This window comes from Mucilaginibacter metallidurans, assembly GCF_003286435.2.
GTDB classification, from domain to species: domain Bacteria; phylum Bacteroidota; class Bacteroidia; order Sphingobacteriales; family Sphingobacteriaceae; genus Mucilaginibacter; species Mucilaginibacter gossypii.
Window position 1 is genome coordinate 4,104,438 of record NZ_CP043449.1, and the last position, 16,932, is coordinate 4,121,369.

General features: G+C 43.6%; 10 protein-coding genes. 6 read left to right on the plus strand and 4 right to left on the minus strand.

The genetic code is table 11. The features are described 5' to 3' along the window. Positions 1 to 2 precede the first annotated feature (2 nt). From DIU38_RS17665 to DIU38_RS17690, 6 genes are all read left to right on the plus strand, one after another. On the plus strand, positions 3 to 1,058 hold the full coding sequence (locus DIU38_RS17665) for an ATP-grasp domain-containing protein (RefSeq protein ID WP_112658057.1): 1,056 nt from the start codon (positions 3 to 5) through the stop codon (positions 1,056 to 1,058). A 9-nt stretch (positions 1,059 to 1,067) separates the two neighbouring features. Further along, positions 1,068 to 2,423 carry a type III PLP-dependent enzyme domain-containing protein gene (locus DIU38_RS17670; protein WP_112658055.1) on the plus strand — a complete coding sequence of 452 codons (1,356 nt, stop codon included), beginning with the start codon at positions 1,068 to 1,070 and terminating at the stop codon, positions 2,421 to 2,423. Beyond that, on the plus strand, positions 2,420 to 4,576 hold the full coding sequence (locus DIU38_RS17675) for an urea transporter (RefSeq protein ID WP_112658053.1): 2,157 nt from the start codon (positions 2,420 to 2,422) through the stop codon (positions 4,574 to 4,576). The genes DIU38_RS17670 and DIU38_RS17675 overlap by 4 nt, the downstream gene beginning before the upstream one ends. After that, a complete protein-coding gene (locus tag DIU38_RS17680) occupies positions 4,558 to 5,736 on the plus strand; it encodes a tetratricopeptide repeat protein (RefSeq protein WP_112658051.1) in 1,179 nt (392 codons plus the stop codon). The genes DIU38_RS17675 and DIU38_RS17680 overlap by 19 nt, the downstream gene beginning before the upstream one ends. Further along, positions 5,724 to 6,344: a tetratricopeptide repeat protein gene (locus tag DIU38_RS17685; protein ID WP_112658049.1), complete on the plus strand. Its 621-nt coding sequence runs from the start codon at positions 5,724 to 5,726 to the stop codon at positions 6,342 to 6,344. Before DIU38_RS17680 ends, DIU38_RS17685 begins: the two co-directional genes overlap by 13 nt. 249 nt (positions 6,345 to 6,593) lie before the next feature. Beyond that, positions 6,594 to 7,499, plus strand: coding sequence for a PepSY-like domain-containing protein (locus DIU38_RS17690; protein ID WP_167516220.1), 906 nt, complete (start codon positions 6,594 to 6,596; stop codon positions 7,497 to 7,499). Positions 7,500 to 7,593: 94 nt separating this feature from the next. On the opposite strand, the gene DIU38_RS17695 is transcribed toward DIU38_RS17690, so the two are convergent. The 4 genes from DIU38_RS17695 to DIU38_RS17710 all read right to left on the minus strand — a co-directional run bounded on the left by DIU38_RS17695 (position 7,594) and on the right by DIU38_RS17710 (position 16,776). Beyond that, on the minus strand, positions 7,594 to 11,172 hold the full coding sequence (locus DIU38_RS17695) for a family 43 glycosylhydrolase (protein WP_112658044.1): 3,579 nt from the start codon (positions 11,170 to 11,172) through the stop codon (positions 7,594 to 7,596). Between the two features lie 23 nt (positions 11,173 to 11,195). Continuing rightward, positions 11,196 to 13,493 carry a S9 family peptidase gene (locus DIU38_RS17700; RefSeq protein ID WP_112658042.1) on the minus strand — a complete coding sequence of 766 codons (2,298 nt, stop codon included), beginning with the start codon at positions 13,491 to 13,493 and terminating at the stop codon, positions 11,196 to 11,198. Positions 13,494 to 13,797: 304 nt separating this feature from the next. Next, positions 13,798 to 15,201 (minus strand): aminopeptidase P family protein, encoded by a 1,404-nt coding sequence (locus tag DIU38_RS17705; RefSeq protein ID WP_112658040.1) that lies wholly within the window; start codon positions 15,199 to 15,201, stop codon positions 13,798 to 13,800. A gap of 90 nt (positions 15,202 to 15,291) precedes the next feature. Further along, positions 15,292 to 16,776: an aldehyde dehydrogenase (NADP(+)) gene (locus DIU38_RS17710; protein ID WP_112658038.1), complete on the minus strand. Its 1,485-nt coding sequence runs from the start codon at positions 16,774 to 16,776 to the stop codon at positions 15,292 to 15,294. Between the last annotated feature and the right edge of the window lie 156 nt (positions 16,777 to 16,932).

The window sequence follows — 16,932 nt, forward strand, 5'->3', positions numbered from 1 at the left end:
GGATGATGGCAAACATGTACGCTAATTTATGTATTGCTGTTACCGGGCTTAATGCAAACGACAATCCGGGGCCGGGGATGGCAGTCATCCGTTGTTTAAAAGAGTGTTTTGGAGATGGTTTGCGCATAATTGGCCTGTCGTACGAATCGCTGGAGCCCGGGATTTATCTGCGGGATTGGGTAAATAAAACTTACCAGGTCCCCTATCCAACCGAAGGTACGGCAGCCCTTGTTGAACGTTTGGCATATATAAACGGACAAGAAAAGCTTGATCTCATTATCCCTAACTTTGATTCGGAGCTGTTCAATTTTATAAAGATAGCGCCGCAATTGCAGCAAATGGGCATAGCAACTTATCTCCCAACACACCAGCAACTGGCGTTAAGAGATAAGGTGAACCTAAAAAATTTCGGCACAAAAAATGGCTTTTATGTGCCCGCCGATCATAAGCTTTACACAACCGATGATATTAAAAAAGCGGGGGATGAGTTCAACTTTCCTATGGTAATAAAAGGTAAGTTTTACGATGCTTATGTTGTATACACGATGGATCAGGCATTGAAAGCCTTTCATCAATTGTATGCAGCCTGGGGCGTACCGATAATAGCGCAGCAATACATCAAGGGCAACGAAATCAACATCTCAGCCCTTGGGGATGGTAATGGCAGCAATATCAGTTTGGTAGCTATGCGCAAGCTTTATATTACCGATAAAGGGAAAGCCTGGGCGGGTGTTACCATTAAAGATGACAAGCTTACCCAACTGGCCAACAACTTTGCCCGCGCAAGCAACTGGAAAGGGGGCTACGAAATGGAGGTCATGAGCGATGCAGAAGGACGTTTATACATATTGGAAATTAACCCCCGGTTTCCGGCATGGGTTTATTTAACTGCCGCCGCAGGCCTAAACCAGCCTGCGGCATTAGCTAAAATAGCGATGGGTGAAACCGTTGAGCCTTATGCCGATTACCAGGCCGGCAAACTGTTTGTCCGGTATTCGTGGGACCATATCGCCGACATCGCCGATTTTCAGCAGATCTCGGCGTTTGGCGAATTATAATTTATAACGATGGAAAAGCTGCCATACGAGAAACCATATATAAAAAAACTACAGGCCGGTGCCCTTAACAAATTCGGCTCCCGCACTGGTTTGCAGCCCGTTAAAAGTATCGATGGCGTTTCGGTTAAAAGCCTGATCGAAAACTACGGTTCGCCGGTGTTCGTATTATCCGAAAAACAGATCCGCAAAAACTACCGGGCTGCATACCGCGCTTTTAGCACCCGCTACCCAAAAGTACAATTTGCATGGAGCTACAAAACCAATTACCTCAACGCCGTTTGTCAGATTTTTCACCAGGAAGGCAGTTGGGCCGAGGTAGTTTCGGGCTTTGAATATCGTAAAGCTTTAGGTAATGGCGTACCTGGCAACAAGATCATTTTTAACGGACCGGGCAAGTCCATCAATGATTTACAGCTGGCCATCGAACATAATTCGCTGATCCATATTGATCATTTCGATGAGCTTAACCTACTGCTTACATTAAGTAAAAACCTGGTCAATAAACCGCGTGTGGCCATTCGTATAAATATGGATACCGGCGTTTACCCACTTTGGGACCGCTTTGGTTTTAACTATGAAAATGGAGAAGCCTGGTCGGCTGTTACAAAGATCACAGGCTCGGGAAGTCTGCAATTGGTGGGCTTGCATTGCCACATCGGTACCTATATGCTCTCTGCCGATGCTTATGGTATAGCGGCTAATAAACTGGCAGAACTGGCTGTTCGCTGCCAGACCGAGCTTAATCATAAAATAGAATATCTTGATCTGGGAGGCGGCTTCCCCTCAACCAATACGTTGAAAGGTGCTTACCTGCCGGGAAATGATACCGTGCCGACGATTGATGACTTTGCTGAAGTCATAACTTCGGCTTTGCTCAATTTTGGCTTTGCCAATGATGATCTGCCGCTGCTGATATTGGAAAGTGGGCGTGTTTTGATAGATGATGCCGGTTACCTGCTGGGCACTGTTATCGCCAACAAACGTTTAGCCAATGGCAAAGGCGCCGCCATTGTTGATTTTGGGGTCAATATCCTGTTTACATCTTTTTGGTATGAACACCAGGTAAGCCCAGCCCAGGATTTTGCTGCACATACCGAAAACATGGTGATATACGGACCGCTTTGCATGAACATTGATGTGATCAGGGAAAGCATTAACCTGCCCCTACTAAATCCCGGCGACCAGGTAGTAGTGCACAAGGTTGGCGCTTACAACATGACCCAATGGATGCAATTCATCACTTTAAGGCCTGCTGTTGTGTTGATAGACGAGAAGTTGCGTACGCATCTCATCCGCAAAAACGAAACATTGGAATATACTGCCGAACCAGAGTTAGTACCCGCTCATTTAAATAACAACAAGTGAAGCAAATTCCAGCATTCATAAAAACCGTCATCAATTCCTATTCGGTTCTGTTTTTTTCTCAAAACCGGGTATTGGGGATTATTTTGCTGCTGGTATCATTTTTCAATCCGGTATCCGGCTTTGCAGGGTTGAGTTGTGTCATTTTCTCTTTGCTGATAACAAAATTGTTAAAACAGGATAACGAAGATTACCGGGTAGGAATTTACAGCTTTAACTGTTTATTATTAGGGATAGCATTTGGTGCTTTTTTCCAGGTTAATCTCATGTTTGTGACCTGGCTGGCGGTTGCCTGTTGCCTGGTAGTGCTTGCTACCATTATTATGTCAAAGCGCATGGGTAAACCGGGTTTACCTATACTTTCACTGCCCTTTATCCTGGTTTTCTGGCTTGTATTGCTGGCATCCAACAGCATCTTCAACACAGGTTTATTACAAAAAAGCAGCTCCCTGCTCGAAGAAATTTACACCGGCCCGGGTAACCTGGCCGGCGCCGAAGGTTATCTTGCCACAACGTTGCCCAAACTGATGAGCTTATTTTTCCGTTCATTGAGCGCAATTCTGTTTCAGCATAATATCATAACCGGAATGCTTATTGCTATGGGGATACTTGTGCATTCGCGCATTGCATTCAGCCTGCTTATCATTAGTTTTTTAACGGCCTGCGGGTTTAACAACATCACACATACCTACCCCGAGGGTATCAGCTATTACCACCTGGGTGCTAATTTAATGATGGCCTCAATGGCTATAAGCAGTTTTTTCACCATCCCATCGTTACGCTCTTACCTGCTGGCAATTCTTTGCATCCCCCTGGGTTTCATGCTCATTAATGCCTTTACCACACTCATGGCCTTGCATGCGCTGCCTGTTTTTTCGTTACCGTTTTGCGTGCTTAATATCAGCCTGCTTTATTTTTTAAAGTTAACCGGTCATCACCCCAAATTGCAGTTAACCATAGCACAGCATTACTCGCCCGAAAAAAATCTTTACCATGTTTTAAACCTGCAAAACAGGCTGAACGATCTGAAATACATGAGGCTCAATTTGCCGTTTATGGGCTATTGGACGGTTTCGCAGGGTTATAATGGTAGCATTACCCACAAAGGCGAATGGGGCCAGGCGCTTGATTTTGTGATTACGGATGATGAACAAAAAACATTTCAGCATCCCGGTACCCTTCCTGAACATTTTTATTGTTTCAATAAGCCGGTACTGGCCTGCGGCGATGGCGTTGTAGAACTGGTTGTAAACCATGTAGAAGACAATGATATTGGCGAAGAAAACCTGAAAGAAAACTGGGGCAATACGGTAGTGGTCCGTCATGCCGCAGGACTTTATTCCAAACTATCGCACCTCAAAAAAAACTCGATAAAAGTTAAGCCTGGCGATGTTGTAAAACAAGGTGATCTGCTGGGGTTTTGCGGTAATTCGGGGCGTTCGCCAGAGCCGCATTTGCATTTCCAGTTGCAGGCTACCCCTTATATAGGATCTAAAACACTGCCTTATCCGCTCGCCTATTATTTTACCAAAAAAGCTGATCAAACCATCTTTGTAAGCTACAATATCCCAAATGAAAACGAATTAATAAGCAACCCCGAAATCAATACGCCACTCAAAAAAGCATTCGACCTGCAACCGGGCTTCGTATCTAAATTAGTTAACGGAAACGGCTCAACCGAAGAATGGGAAGTTTTTAAAGATGAGTTAGGACAGTCATACATCTACTGCAAAACAACAGGTGCCGTTGCTTATTTTATTAACAATGGAACTATGTTTTACTTCACCAGCTTTTATGGCGATAAAACGTCGCTCCTCTACTATTTTTACCTTGCCGCATATAAAGTTATTTTTAACGATGCAGGATATATCCAGGCTAATGATGAGTTTCCGGTACCGCTTACCGACAATAAAATACTGCTTTGGCTGCAGGATCTTATTGCGCCGTTTTACCGGTTTATCAGCATAAAATATAAAAGTGGCATTCAGGTAAAAAAAATGGGGCTTAATATTGTATCAAAACAATACCAGGAAATTGCAGGGACAACAGTACCACTTGCCGAATCAACAGTTTTTGTTGATCATGGCAGCCTGCAGGCCTTCGTCATAAATATAAACGAACAGCCTATTGAAGCACAATGGAGTACAGAAAATTAACCATGCTTTTTGCCCTGCTATTTGCTGCTCTTGTAACCCGCGCACAAGATAATAAACTTGCCATAGCCGATAGTACCGCCGAACAACTATACAATGCCGGCAACTGGAAACAACTTATCAGGTTTGTAAACCAATCGGTTGCTGAAAGTGTAGACTCTCCTACCTTGCGCTTTAAGGCCGGGTATGCTTATATGCTTACCGGTAACTATAAAGCGGCCATTTATCAGTTTAACCGGGTTTTACTTAAAGAGCCCCAAAATGCCACTGCATATTTGTATGGCTACTACTGCAATACCTATATCAACAACAATAACGCTGCGTTTTATAATGCATCGCATTTAGACACCGCAACCCTGCGTGCTATCAAGTTATCAACCTTTGGTTTAACTGATGCGGTTTTGGAAAGCGGCATAAAATTGCCTAATAGCAACGAACGCGACAACGGCTTTTTTGAACGCGCGGGTATCGGTTTAAGATTATCGTGGCGTTTGCAGTTGGATCAATCATTTATGTTTTTCAAACAGAATATATTCAGATCGGGCTATATTGATTACTTTAATCAAACAGGCAAAACCGACCGTCAGTTTGAATATTATGCCAAAGCGAAATATTCTTTGACTAAAAACATAAGTTTGCTTGGCGCATACCATTATTTGCACACCAGCTACCGGAGCAATATTTACCAAAGTAACCTTGGGCTGTTAGGAATAAAATATGATACCCGTTACATTGATTTGCAGGGCGATATTAACTTTGGCAAACTCATTAATAAAACTTTAAAACAATATGATGCCAAAGTGGATTTTTACCCATTGGGAAACCTGAATCTATACACCACAAGCAGGGCATCGATACTGAATTTAAGCGGAGTAACTCATTTCATTTATAGCCAGTCAGTGGGATTTAAAGTATTAAACAAAACGTGGCTGGAAACAGCCGCTACATTTGGCAACCAGGACGATTACCTGGATGCAAACGGGCTTTATGTGTATAACGCCATCGATCCTACAAAATTTAAATGCGGTGAAAGCGTTTTTTATCAGTTAGGTAACCATGCCTTATTGAATTTAAATTACTTTTATGAAAAGAAAACAGACATTTACCGTGCTGTTAACTATAACCAAAACTCTGTTACGTTAGGTATAACATGGAAATTTTAAAGAAGACGTTTATTCCCATTTTTTTATTTGTATTTGCAGCACAATTGCAGGCACAGACAAATGTGGTGCTTCAAAAAGCTTTTCACAACAGTTATACCAATGAATTAAACAGAAACTACGTTGCTGCCATTGCAGATATTTACCCCTACTATTCGGAAAATAATTATGAGATAACTATCAGGCTGGGTTGGCTCCATTACCTCAATAAAAACTACACTGCTTCGCAAACTTATTATCAAAAAGCAGTTAACCTGAAGCCTGGCGCTATTGAGGCTAAGTTTGGTTATATAAAGCCGCTCTCCTTTTTGCAAAACTGGGATAAAGTGCTGGAACAATATCTTGCTATCCTGAAAATAGACCCACAAAACACACAGGCGAATTATTGGGGCGGCGTGATTTATTATAACCGCAAGCAATACGAACCCGCTATTAAGCTTTTCAGGGTAGTAGTAATGCTTTACCCTTTTGATTATGACGGCAACCATATGCTGGCCTGGTCGATGCTTATGGCTGGAAAAAAAGCTGAAGCGAAACCTTTTTTTGAAAAAGCGCTGATCATTAAACCTGCAGATGCCTCGAGTACGGATGGCTTAGCAAGGTGTAATTAACCCGTGTTTAAATTTTTCGCGTAGAGACGCATCACATGCGTCTTCGGCAGCAAATTTGCGCATTAAATACCTTCATGCGCAAGACGCATGTGATGCGTCTCTACAACAAAAAACATATTCCTCATACATCGATTTAAATCCGCTGTTTGTCGACACATTTCCCGACGACCCGATTTTCCAAATTAATTTTAATTAAACCTGTCCGAAAAAAGGCAGCGCTAATTATCAATTTAAATTAATTCTATGAAAATGAAATCATTTTACGCCTCACTATTGATGGTCGGCACAGTAATCGGCCTGGCATCATGTAAAAAGGAGAACGCTTCAAAATCAGCTTCGGCCGGCAGCGTTTCGTCATCAGCCGTCACATCAACCGGCGCCATCGCTATTAGCCTTGCATCGTCCGGAACTACTACCGACAGCGTTTATATGGTTGGCTGCTACGGCAAGCATGATACCAAAGACTCCGTTGCTTTTAGCACATTACCTACAGCTATTGGCACTTACCTTACAGCTAATTACAGCGGTTATACATTCAAAAAAGCATACTCCATTACTGATAGTACTAAAACAGTTATTAACTACATTGTAGTTATCAAATACAACAGCGCTTTGGTTGGCCTCAAATTCACCGCTGCGGGTACGTTTGTAAGTATCCTTGAGCAACGCGAAGGTGTTGACCTTAAAGGACCAGGATGGCACTTAGGCGGATTCTTTGATAATCGTGACAGTAAACACCGCGATACCATTGCTATTTCGGCCCTTCCTACTGCTGTGAGCAGCTATTTTTCAACAACCTATCCAACAGATACTTTGTTGCATGCTTCTATCGCACCTGATAACGTATACATTTTGATAAGCCAGAACGGCGTACTTTACTCAACAACGGTAACCGCGGCAGGCAAACTTGTAAAACGTATTCAGATAGAAAAACACGATTTAAAACATGCTGTAGTAGCTGAAGCTAACTTACCGGCTGCTATTACCACTTATCTTACTGCTACTTATCCGGGTTACGTATTTGATAAAGCATTTTCTGAAAGCCCCGGCGGAACCCTGCAAGGTTACGTTGTATTGATTACATCAAACAATACCAAATACGCTTTAATTTTTAATGCGTCGGGTACATTTGTCAGAGTCCTGCCTATCCACTAAACAATCGAGATTATAGCGCTGTTGGTAAGCCATGTTTTTAATTAAACATGGCTTACTTGCTTAGTTTCGGAGCCAAAAACAACCGGTTACATATTTATTTCCGGGTGATGAGTTTAAATTTAGAGAATTTAACATATGAACGGTGCGGGCCATAGGTACTGTGATAAAGCCCTATTTGTAAATCGCCGCCGTTTAAATCAGGTCTCGATACCGGACTTCCTGGCAGATCAGTCCAATGTATGCCGTCGTTACTGCTCCTGATGTAAAACACATCACCCGATTTTTGGATCTGCAGGTAGCGGTTATAATTCCAGCCGGTTTGGGTATTGGTTTGCATCCGGTCGCCGGTTTTAAAATTGGTGAGCATATTGCCACAGTTCCAGGCCGGAAAAATACTGTTCTGGATCAGGTTTTCGCTCCCTTCCGTACCGTGTTGTTTCGCTTTGCGTACCATCAGGCCCATATCACTGTTGCCTGCTACCTTTTTTTCTTTAAGGCCACTGACGTCAGTTACCTCGACCTCTGCTACGAAATCATCTGAAACATTACTGTATAAAAATGGCCCGTAAGGCAGGTTGCCATCCCAGTTCGAACCTTTTGATTCCAGGGTTAGCACGCCGTCTCCTATAAATACCTTATCATCCGGCTTATCTCCACCTATCAAACCATTCCATATAGTGCCGGTTGTGCTATTGATTACAAAATCTTTATTAACCGTAAACCCATCTGCAATAACATTAAATAATGCTGATGATGTGCTCACCGGCAATGCGGCAGTTTTTGAACTTACATTACCATAGTTGTCTTTAACTTTAAAAGAGTAGCTATAATTTTTATCGGCCGCAAGCCCATAACTGATATAATGCGGATCAGCCTGCCAGCCGCTTGATTTGCTGTTGTCTGTCTCGTTAATAAAATCATATTGGAGGTTTGATTTTACAGAAGCATATGCAGGCGCCTCCATTTCAACCATGCCGGGTGTTACAGCAGTCGGAGCAGCTTTAAATGCAAACGAACCTGCTATAGGCGGATGATAGTTCTGTTTCCAACCCAGGCTTAATTGTTTAATTTCTGCTGATGATAAGCTATGTTTATAGACCACAAGATTAGATACCGCACCATTAAAACCACCGCCCAGTAAAAGCTTGCCGGTGAGCTTATCTGTATTTGATATTATTGCTATTATAGCACCATCTACATATAATTTAGCGGCATTGCCACTAACAGTTTTTATGACATAGTGCCATTGGTCCGCACTCAGATATTTACCGGCATTGATGAAAGCCCCTTTCAACGATTGTGATTTCAGTATCGCGCCGCTTTGCGTTGATGCGTTTTGGTAAACACTTAAGACTACACTATAACCTTTTTTGTTATTAATATCAACAAAATTATTAAATACAAGCGGGCTGTTGCCATTAAAACTAACAGCAATTTTTCCTTTTATATCCGTTACTTCTGCTCCCTGTCCTTCAGCAGATAAGAAAGCCCCGCCTGCATCGCCGTTATTTGTCCATTTTTGAAGCCGGCCATAATTAAGTTTTGCGGCATCGAGGTAAAGGGCAATATCAGATTTTGTAGGATGCAGAGCCCATTGTTTTATGACACTATCGGCCATTGGCCTGTTATAAACTTTAAGCGACGAAATAGCGCCTGAAAAATATGCTGAACGATTTGTTTTTGCCCCGATAATAAATTTATCTGCAAGCTGTAAGAACAGCATCTTGTTCTCTGTATTGTTCAGCTCGCCATCGACAAATAGTTTTTCAACTGAGCCATCAAACGTAACAACTACCTGGTGCCATTTGCCGGCTGCAGGCATTGTTTTATATTGAAAGTCGGAAACGCCAAGATGTTGTACGGCACCGGCTGTTTTATTGCTCCCTAAACCGAAAGCCGCGCTGCGATGATCCGATTCGCCGTTTGTCCAGCTTAATACCGGGTTTTCATCTTTGATCAGATCGGCGTAAACCTCATACAATACAGTATAACTGTTGTTGCCGGCAAGCGACCGGGGTACAGCCACCGTTGATTCGAGCGACTGCGTACCATTAAACATCAAAGCCTTTTTTCCCGCAATAATATCAATAACCGGAGGTTTACCAGTTGCAGTAAAACTACCGCCCAACTCGCCGTTGTTAGTCCATTGAGATAGAGCTTCGCCCGCCTGAAGATTATCGGCGTTTAGGTTTACCAATAAACCTTCTTTCTCGTTTGGAGCTACAGCTTTTGATATTTCTTTTTTATCTGCAGAAGTAACATCTCCGGTTACTACCCGTTCGCCATAAACTTTCACGTTCCAAATCGCTTTATATAGCCCCGGATATTCCGTCCCGGTAATTGTTAAGCGGATAAAGCGGGCCTGGGAATTTCCTGAATCTACCATCGGCGAACCATGTTGTTTGTTCTCCCTCCTGTCAGCAAACAACTTCCAAGTTTTACCATCTACCGATGATTCTACCAGGTATTGATAGTACCATGTTGCATATTCAAATTGCGTCAAAACCTGTTGTACCGTTTTTACCGAACCTAAATCGATGGTGATCCAGGCAGGGCTACGACTGTTATCGGCAGGTTTCCATAAGGTGCCATTATTATTATCAACCGCAAATGAGGATTTATAATTTTCGTTGTAAAAAGATGAGGCAGTGACCTTTTTTTGATAAGCTTCGTCGGGAGCATTAATGGTGCTTTTTCCTAATAGCCCAACGCCAAGATGGGTAGGAACAATCTTTTCAATATTGCCTTCAGCATCAAACACGATCTTATCTGCGCAAACCTGCCGGTGATAGCCCCCGTTGGAGTGCGGGTTATTATGCCGGTGATATGCCATATAAAAATCATCCCCAACCTGCACTACCGACTCATGGCCCGGTCCGTGGATAGTTCCGTCATGATTAGTACTTAGCACCGGGTTGTTTTTGCCGAACTCAAACGGCCCCATCGGCCCGGTTTTGCTGATGGCGTATTGTACCCGATAAGTAGAATCCTCACAAAGACCGGATGAATAGGTAAAGTAGTAGATGCCCTTGCGTTTAAACATAAAAGGCGCTTCAAAAAAATCTTTGGCAATAGTATTGGGGATCTTTGCTGTTTTGGCAAAGGTGTGCATATCAGGGTTTAGCAAACCTACACCGCAGCCATGATCGGGGTAAATGCCCCAGGTGCCCCAAAACATATAGATCTTGCCGTCGTCATCTTTAAAGGTTTGTCCATCCAGCGTAATCACCCCTGGGATAAAGTAATTGGGGATCATTGATTTGCCATCGGGCAGTAAGGGCGTCCAGGGCCCGGTAGGGCTTGCTGACGACGCGCCATAGATATCAACAGGCTGGCAATAGTACATGTAATACTTGCCGTCATTTCCATTAATTACATCGGGAGCCCAATAATAATTGGAAGTTGGCCAGTTCATATCATGCATAGTCCAGTTCACAAAATCTTTGGATGTCCAAACTTGTGATGGGCCATGCCCCCCGCCGTTGCCATCGGTGGTAGCATAAATGTAGTAGGTATCGCCAAACTTGCGTACAGTTGGGTCGGCAAAGTAGCCGGGAATAATGGGATTGCCATTACCCGGTCCTGTTGCTGACTGCTGCTGTTGCGAATAGCAGGTTAATGCCGCTATGCATAAACACCATGAAAGAAATACTGTTAGCTGAAATTTACGCATTTTACTACTCTGCCTAATATGATTTAATTATGCGCCAGTTCATCTGTATTTCTTGCAGGCGGCTCGGCGTTAAGCAGGTGCTTTACAAAAAAGTCGCGTTTCTTTTTACGACCATAAGGGCCGCCATCGCTATGGCCCATACCGGGCACCACCAGCAGATCAAACATTTTATTGTTTTTGATCAATGCATCCGCAAAACGGAAAGTTGACTCAGGAGGAACATTGTTATCGGCCTCGCCTACTATCAGCATCAAATCGCCTTGTAGTTTACCGGCATTGGTGATATTTGACTGCTGCTCATAATGCGGCCCAACAGGGTAACCCATCCACTGCTCGTTCCACCATTGTTTATCTATTCGATTATCATGACAGCCACAGGCAGATACCGCAGCTTTATAAAATTCAGGGTGGAACAGCAATGCCCCTGCCGAATTTTGCCCGCCTGCAGATGTGCCGTAAACGCCTATCCTGCTGATATCAACCTGCGGATATTTGGCAGCAAGCGCCTGCATCCATAAAATACGGTCGGCAAAACCGGCATCGGCAAGGTTGTGCCAGCATACATCATGAAAAGCTTTTGAGCGGTTGGCTGTGCCCATGCCATCCATTTGTACCACAATAAAACCCAGCTGGGCTATGCTTTGCATCTCATTCACAGCGGAAAAACTTTTAGGCACAAATGAGTCCTGCGGACCGGCATAAATATTTTCAATCACAGGATAGCTCTTGTTAGGATCCATATTGGCCGGGCGATAAACCACACCCCAGATATCGGTTTTACCGTCCCTCGCTTTCGCTACAAACACTTCGGGAAGTTTAAGGCCGGTGGCCAAAAGCGCGCTCAGATCGGCATGCTCCAGTTCCATTACTGTCTTTAGATCGGCAGTGTTTTTAATTACAATCCGAGGAGCAACGTTAACTTCCGAATAGGTATCGATGTAATATTTTCTGTCTGGCGAAAAGCTTAAGCTGTGGTTACCTTTTTCCGGCGTAAGGTCAACCAGGTTTTTACCGTCAAAGCCAATGCGGCAATAGTGCATAAAGTAAGGGTCTTCGCCAGCATTTTTACCGCTTCCCTTAAACCAGATCTGCCTTTTCTTAACATCCACACTATCAATATCACGTACTACCCAATCGCCTTTGGTTACCAATTTTTCTTTACCACTCAATTCATCAACCAGGTAAATATGACGCCATCCATCTTTCTCGGTGATCCACACTATCTCATGCGTTTTGGAGGCGTAATAAGTAAAGATTCTTTGCTCGTAAATAAAAGTGTTTGTTTTTTCATCAATGATGTTTCGGGTTTTACCGGTGGTAACATCTACCTCAATAACCCTGAAACGCTGGTGACCACGATCAGCCTTTTCATAAGTAAAATAGCGGCTGTCACCATCGCGCCAATGCAATCGAGGGGCACCAAAAAAATCTATCTTTTCGGCATCGGTTTTTATCGCGCTTTTATCGGTGATATTGAATATATACTGCTGATACGAGGTAAACTCATCGCCCGGCTGATCATATTCATGTGATTTCAGCACCGCTCTTGTGGTACCTGGTACTGAACTGAGCAAGTAATAAACTTCTTTTGTTTTCTTAGGGTCAATGCGATAACCTACGATATGTTTACTATCCGGCGACCATGTAAGCTCGCCGTAAGGTTTATCTAAATTACCATCTGTGGTTAACTTGATCTCCGTTGAGTTTTTTAACGATTTAACAATGATGTTTCCGCCTTTTACAAAAGCAGCCCATTGTTTGTCGGGCGATACAGAATCGGCGCTAACACCTTCCCAACGGTAATGGCGTTCCTGTAGCGGCTTCTCGTTATCATAACTTTGATGTACCGTATCTGTAGTTTTAATGCATTGCAATGTGCCCAAATCGCACATAAGCCAGGTACCGCCTGTTTTAAATGTTGCCTGCTTTTTATCGGCACTAAAAAACATATCTTCAATACGGAAGCCGCCATCTTTCACAGGTTTGCCTGTTGCTTTGCTTACCTCATTACTTAACTGGCTGCTTTCAAAAATGGTTTTCTTAGTTCCTTTTTCAGGGTCAACCAAAACATAAGCTGTTTGATTACTGGCAATTTTCTTACCGTACCAAAATTCATTACCTCCGCCCTGCCAGTAAGGCCTGATACCCGTAACAAGCGGAATCTTCTTTAAGGCTGAATCAAGGGCATCGGCTGCTTTATAGTTTTGCAGTACTTCTGCATGCGTAGGATAATATGGAGTAGCTTTAGTTTGAGCTTTGGCTGATTGACCTGCAGCTGCTAAAAAAAACGTTAACAGTAAATATTGGTGGTACCTTGTCATAAGTTATAGTGTTGCGTAAAGTTACCTAACACCACCAGTTTATATTTACATAAATTAACACATCATAGCAGGCATTTAACAAAAGGGCCTGCATCAAAAAGATGCGGGCCCTTTTGTTTCGTTATTGAAATCGCTTTAAGACAGGAGGCTCCTATGGAGCCAAATACAAATTTTATTTTTGCTATAAACACGATACCCCTACGGGGTGTAAAAAGCAAAAGATAAAACTCCGTAGGAGTACCATGTTTATAGTCAAACGACAACACATAAAAGGCTCCAGCGGAGCCTCCTGTTATCGTTTGAATTACCCTCTCAAAGCTTCAATCTCCTCCCGGGTTTTAGGCAAATATTTACCTAATAACTGGCTGCCGGTATCGGTTATTAAAAAGTTATCTTCAATACGGATCCCGCCGAAATCACGATAGGTATTCAACACATCGTAATTAATAAACTCAGCGAATTTCTTTTCGGCCTGCCAGCGGTCTATCAGTTCCGGAATAATATAGATACCCGGCTCTACGGTAAGCACATACCCGGCTTCCAGTTCGCGGCCTAACCTTAATGATTTCAGGCCGAAAACAGCAGTTTCCTTTTTCAAGGTATCGGTATAACCCACATATTGCTCGCCCAAATCTTCCATATCGTGCGTATCCATACCCAGCATGTGGCCTAAGCCGCATTGAAAAAACATGGCGTGCGCTCCGGCTGCAACAGCTTCGGCCGGGTCACCTTTCATCAGGTTTACGGCTTTCAGGCCTTCGGCCAGTTTCTGGCAGGCTTGCAGGTGCACATCTTTATAGCGTACACCTGGTTTCAGCATACTGATAGCATGATCCATTGATTTTAAAACCACATCATACAACTCCCTTTGGCGGGTACTGAACTGCTTACCTACCGGGAAAGTTCGGGTTAAATCGCCACCATAGTGCATGGCATTTTCGGCACCGATATCGCTCAGTACCATATCACCCTCTTCCAGGATATTGCCGTAATAGTGCGTGTGCAATGTTTGACCGTGTTTGGTGATGATTGCCGGGTAACCTAAACGTGAATCGTTAGCTATAGCCACTTCATGCGCTTTGGCAACCAGTTCATACTCCCTGATACCTGGGCGGGCATACTTCATTACCGCCAGTTCCATATCAACGCTTATGGATACGGCTTTCTCTATCTCGGCAACCTCCAACGGTGTTTTGATCACCCTTTGGGCTATTACCGCTTTCACCAGTTGCAACGAAACGCGACCAGCCACATCTTCCAGACTGGTGTTTAACCAATCGGCCAGTTTGATTTTATTTTCGGGGCGATAAGGCGGCAAAATATGAACCGGGCGACTGCCGGTAACCGCTTTATGAATGTAATGCTTTATATCGGCATAAGGCCTTGTTTGCGAAACGCCAACCAGCGCGGCCATTTCACTAACAGATGGCAGAGTACCTGTCCAGACAATATCATCAATAGTGAGATCATTGCCAAAGATCACTTCTTCGCCGGTATCGGTGTCAATGATAGCTGCTAAACCAGCTACATCAAGTCCGAAATAATATAAAAAGCTGCTATCCTGTCTAAACAGGTAGGTATTGTCTTTATAGTTCATGCTGCTCTCCTCGTTCCCTAACAAAACGATGATACCGTTGGCGCCCATGCTCTGTTTTAAAACATTGCGGCGCTGTACGTAAACCTGCTGATCAAAAAGTTGAAGTTTCATAATGCAAAATTAAACATGCCGGCCCTGTTGAGGAACCGGCATGTGCAAGTATAATTTAAATTTGATTATCTGTTGATGTTTAACGCCGTACTATTTCTTCCATTCGCCGTCAAACAAGCGCCAGATATTTGTTGGGTTGGCCTGTTGCAAAGCTAAAGGCAACAAAGCATCCGGGCAGTTTTGGTAGCAAACCGGGCGTACCCAACGTTTAGCTGAATTAACACCTACCGCTGTAAAACGACTATCGGTAGTGGCCGGAAACGGGCCACCGTGCACCATGCTCGCGCAAACCTCAACACCAGTCGGCACACCGTTGAACAATACCCTGCCTGCTATGGTCGGCAATAATTGCAACAAGTTGGAATGACCTGCAAAATCCTCGTCGGTACCCATTACTGTAGTAGTGAGTTGTCCCGATACCGATTTTAAAACTTTGATTAGTTCCTGCTCGTCTTTACAGCTTACCATTAATGAGTATGGACCAAACACCTCTTCATGTAACAGGTGGTTTTCAAGAAAAGTTTCGGCACTTACCAAGGCGATGGTTGGTTGAGCTTCAATGTCAACAGCTTCGGTAGCTGATTTTACCACACTTGTTATACCTTCCTGTTCCAAAGCCGCATGGCTCTTTTTCTCATAAGCCGAATGGATGCCGGCATGCAGCATTTTGGCCGGTTTAATAGCTTCAATACCACTACCCAAAAGTTTATAGAAATTATCAAGGCCTTCACCTTCAATAGCAAGCATTAAGCCCGGATTGGTACAAAACTGACCAACGCCCAAAGTAATTGAACCTGCATATTGTACGGCCAAATCAGCAGCGTTTTTATCTAAAGTATCCGGTAAAAATATAACCGGGTTGATGCTGCCCATTTCTGAAAATACAGGGATAGGCTTTTTACGCTCAGACGAATACTGCAGCAGGGCTAAACCGCCAACAGTTGAACCGGTGAAGCCAACTGCAGCGGTATCATCTGCCTGAACCAATGCTTTACCGCTTTCAAAGGATGTACCATGTACATGTTGAAAAACATGCTCAGGCATATTGCTGCTTACAATAGCTTTTTTGATAGCCTGATAAACCATTTCAGAAGTTTCGGCATGGGCAGGGTGTGCTTTTACTACTACCGAACAGCCTGCACCCAAAGCACTTGCAGTATCGCCACCTGCGGTTGAATACGCAAATGGGAAATTGCTTGCGCCAAAAACAACAACCGGTCCCAGTGGGACAAGCATTTTGCGGAGATCGGGACGCGGTAACGGTTTCCTGTCGGGCAAAGCGGTATCGATACTGGCCTCAACCCAGCTTCCTTCGCGCAGCATCCCGGCAAACATGCGCAACTGACCAGTAGTACGTGCGCGCTCGCCGGTTAAACGTGGCAACGGAAGATTAGTTTCTTCGGATGCTTTTTGCAGCAGGGCATCGCCCAGTGCTTCTATTTCATCAGCAATAGCTTCTATAAACAGGGCCTTTTGTTCGGCACTTGTTTTTTGGTAAGCCTCAAACGCGCTTTGCGATTGCTGCATAATGATATTTATTTCTTTGGTGCTTTCTTCTTTAAAGTTGTTAGCCATGGCAGGTATTTTAGTAAAAAACGAGGGCTTACGCCATTATTTTGCGCAAGCAAATATATTTAACCTTTTATGATATGTACTGAAGATTCCTAACCAGTTATAGCAGGATTTTATCTTATTTATACAACACAATCTCAAAACAGATTAAAAAACGGT

Excerpts from the sequence above, each read along its gene's own strand:
- DIU38_RS17665 (WP_112658057.1), top strand. The coding sequence starts at position 3 with ATGATGGCAAACATGTACGCTAATTTATGTATTGCTGTTACCGGGCTT.
- DIU38_RS17670 (WP_112658055.1), top strand. The coding sequence starts at position 1,068 with ATGGAAAAGCTGCCATACGAGAAACCATATATAAAAAAACTACAGGCC.
- DIU38_RS17680 (WP_112658051.1), top strand. The coding sequence starts at position 4,558 with ATGGAGTACAGAAAATTAACCATGCTTTTTGCCCTGCTATTTGCTGCT.
- DIU38_RS17685 (WP_112658049.1), top strand. The coding sequence starts at position 5,724 with ATGGAAATTTTAAAGAAGACGTTTATTCCCATTTTTTTATTTGTATTT.
- DIU38_RS17690 (WP_167516220.1), top strand. The coding sequence starts at position 6,594 with ATGAAATCATTTTACGCCTCACTATTGATGGTCGGCACAGTAATCGGC.
- DIU38_RS17695 (WP_112658044.1), bottom strand. The coding sequence starts at position 11,172 with ATGCGTAAATTTCAGCTAACAGTATTTCTTTCATGGTGTTTATGCATA.
- DIU38_RS17700 (WP_112658042.1), bottom strand. The coding sequence starts at position 13,493 with ATGACAAGGTACCACCAATATTTACTGTTAACGTTTTTTTTAGCAGCT.
- DIU38_RS17705 (WP_112658040.1), bottom strand. The coding sequence starts at position 15,201 with ATGAAACTTCAACTTTTTGATCAGCAGGTTTACGTACAGCGCCGCAAT.
- DIU38_RS17710 (WP_112658038.1), bottom strand. The coding sequence starts at position 16,776 with ATGGCTAACAACTTTAAAGAAGAAAGCACCAAAGAAATAAATATCATT.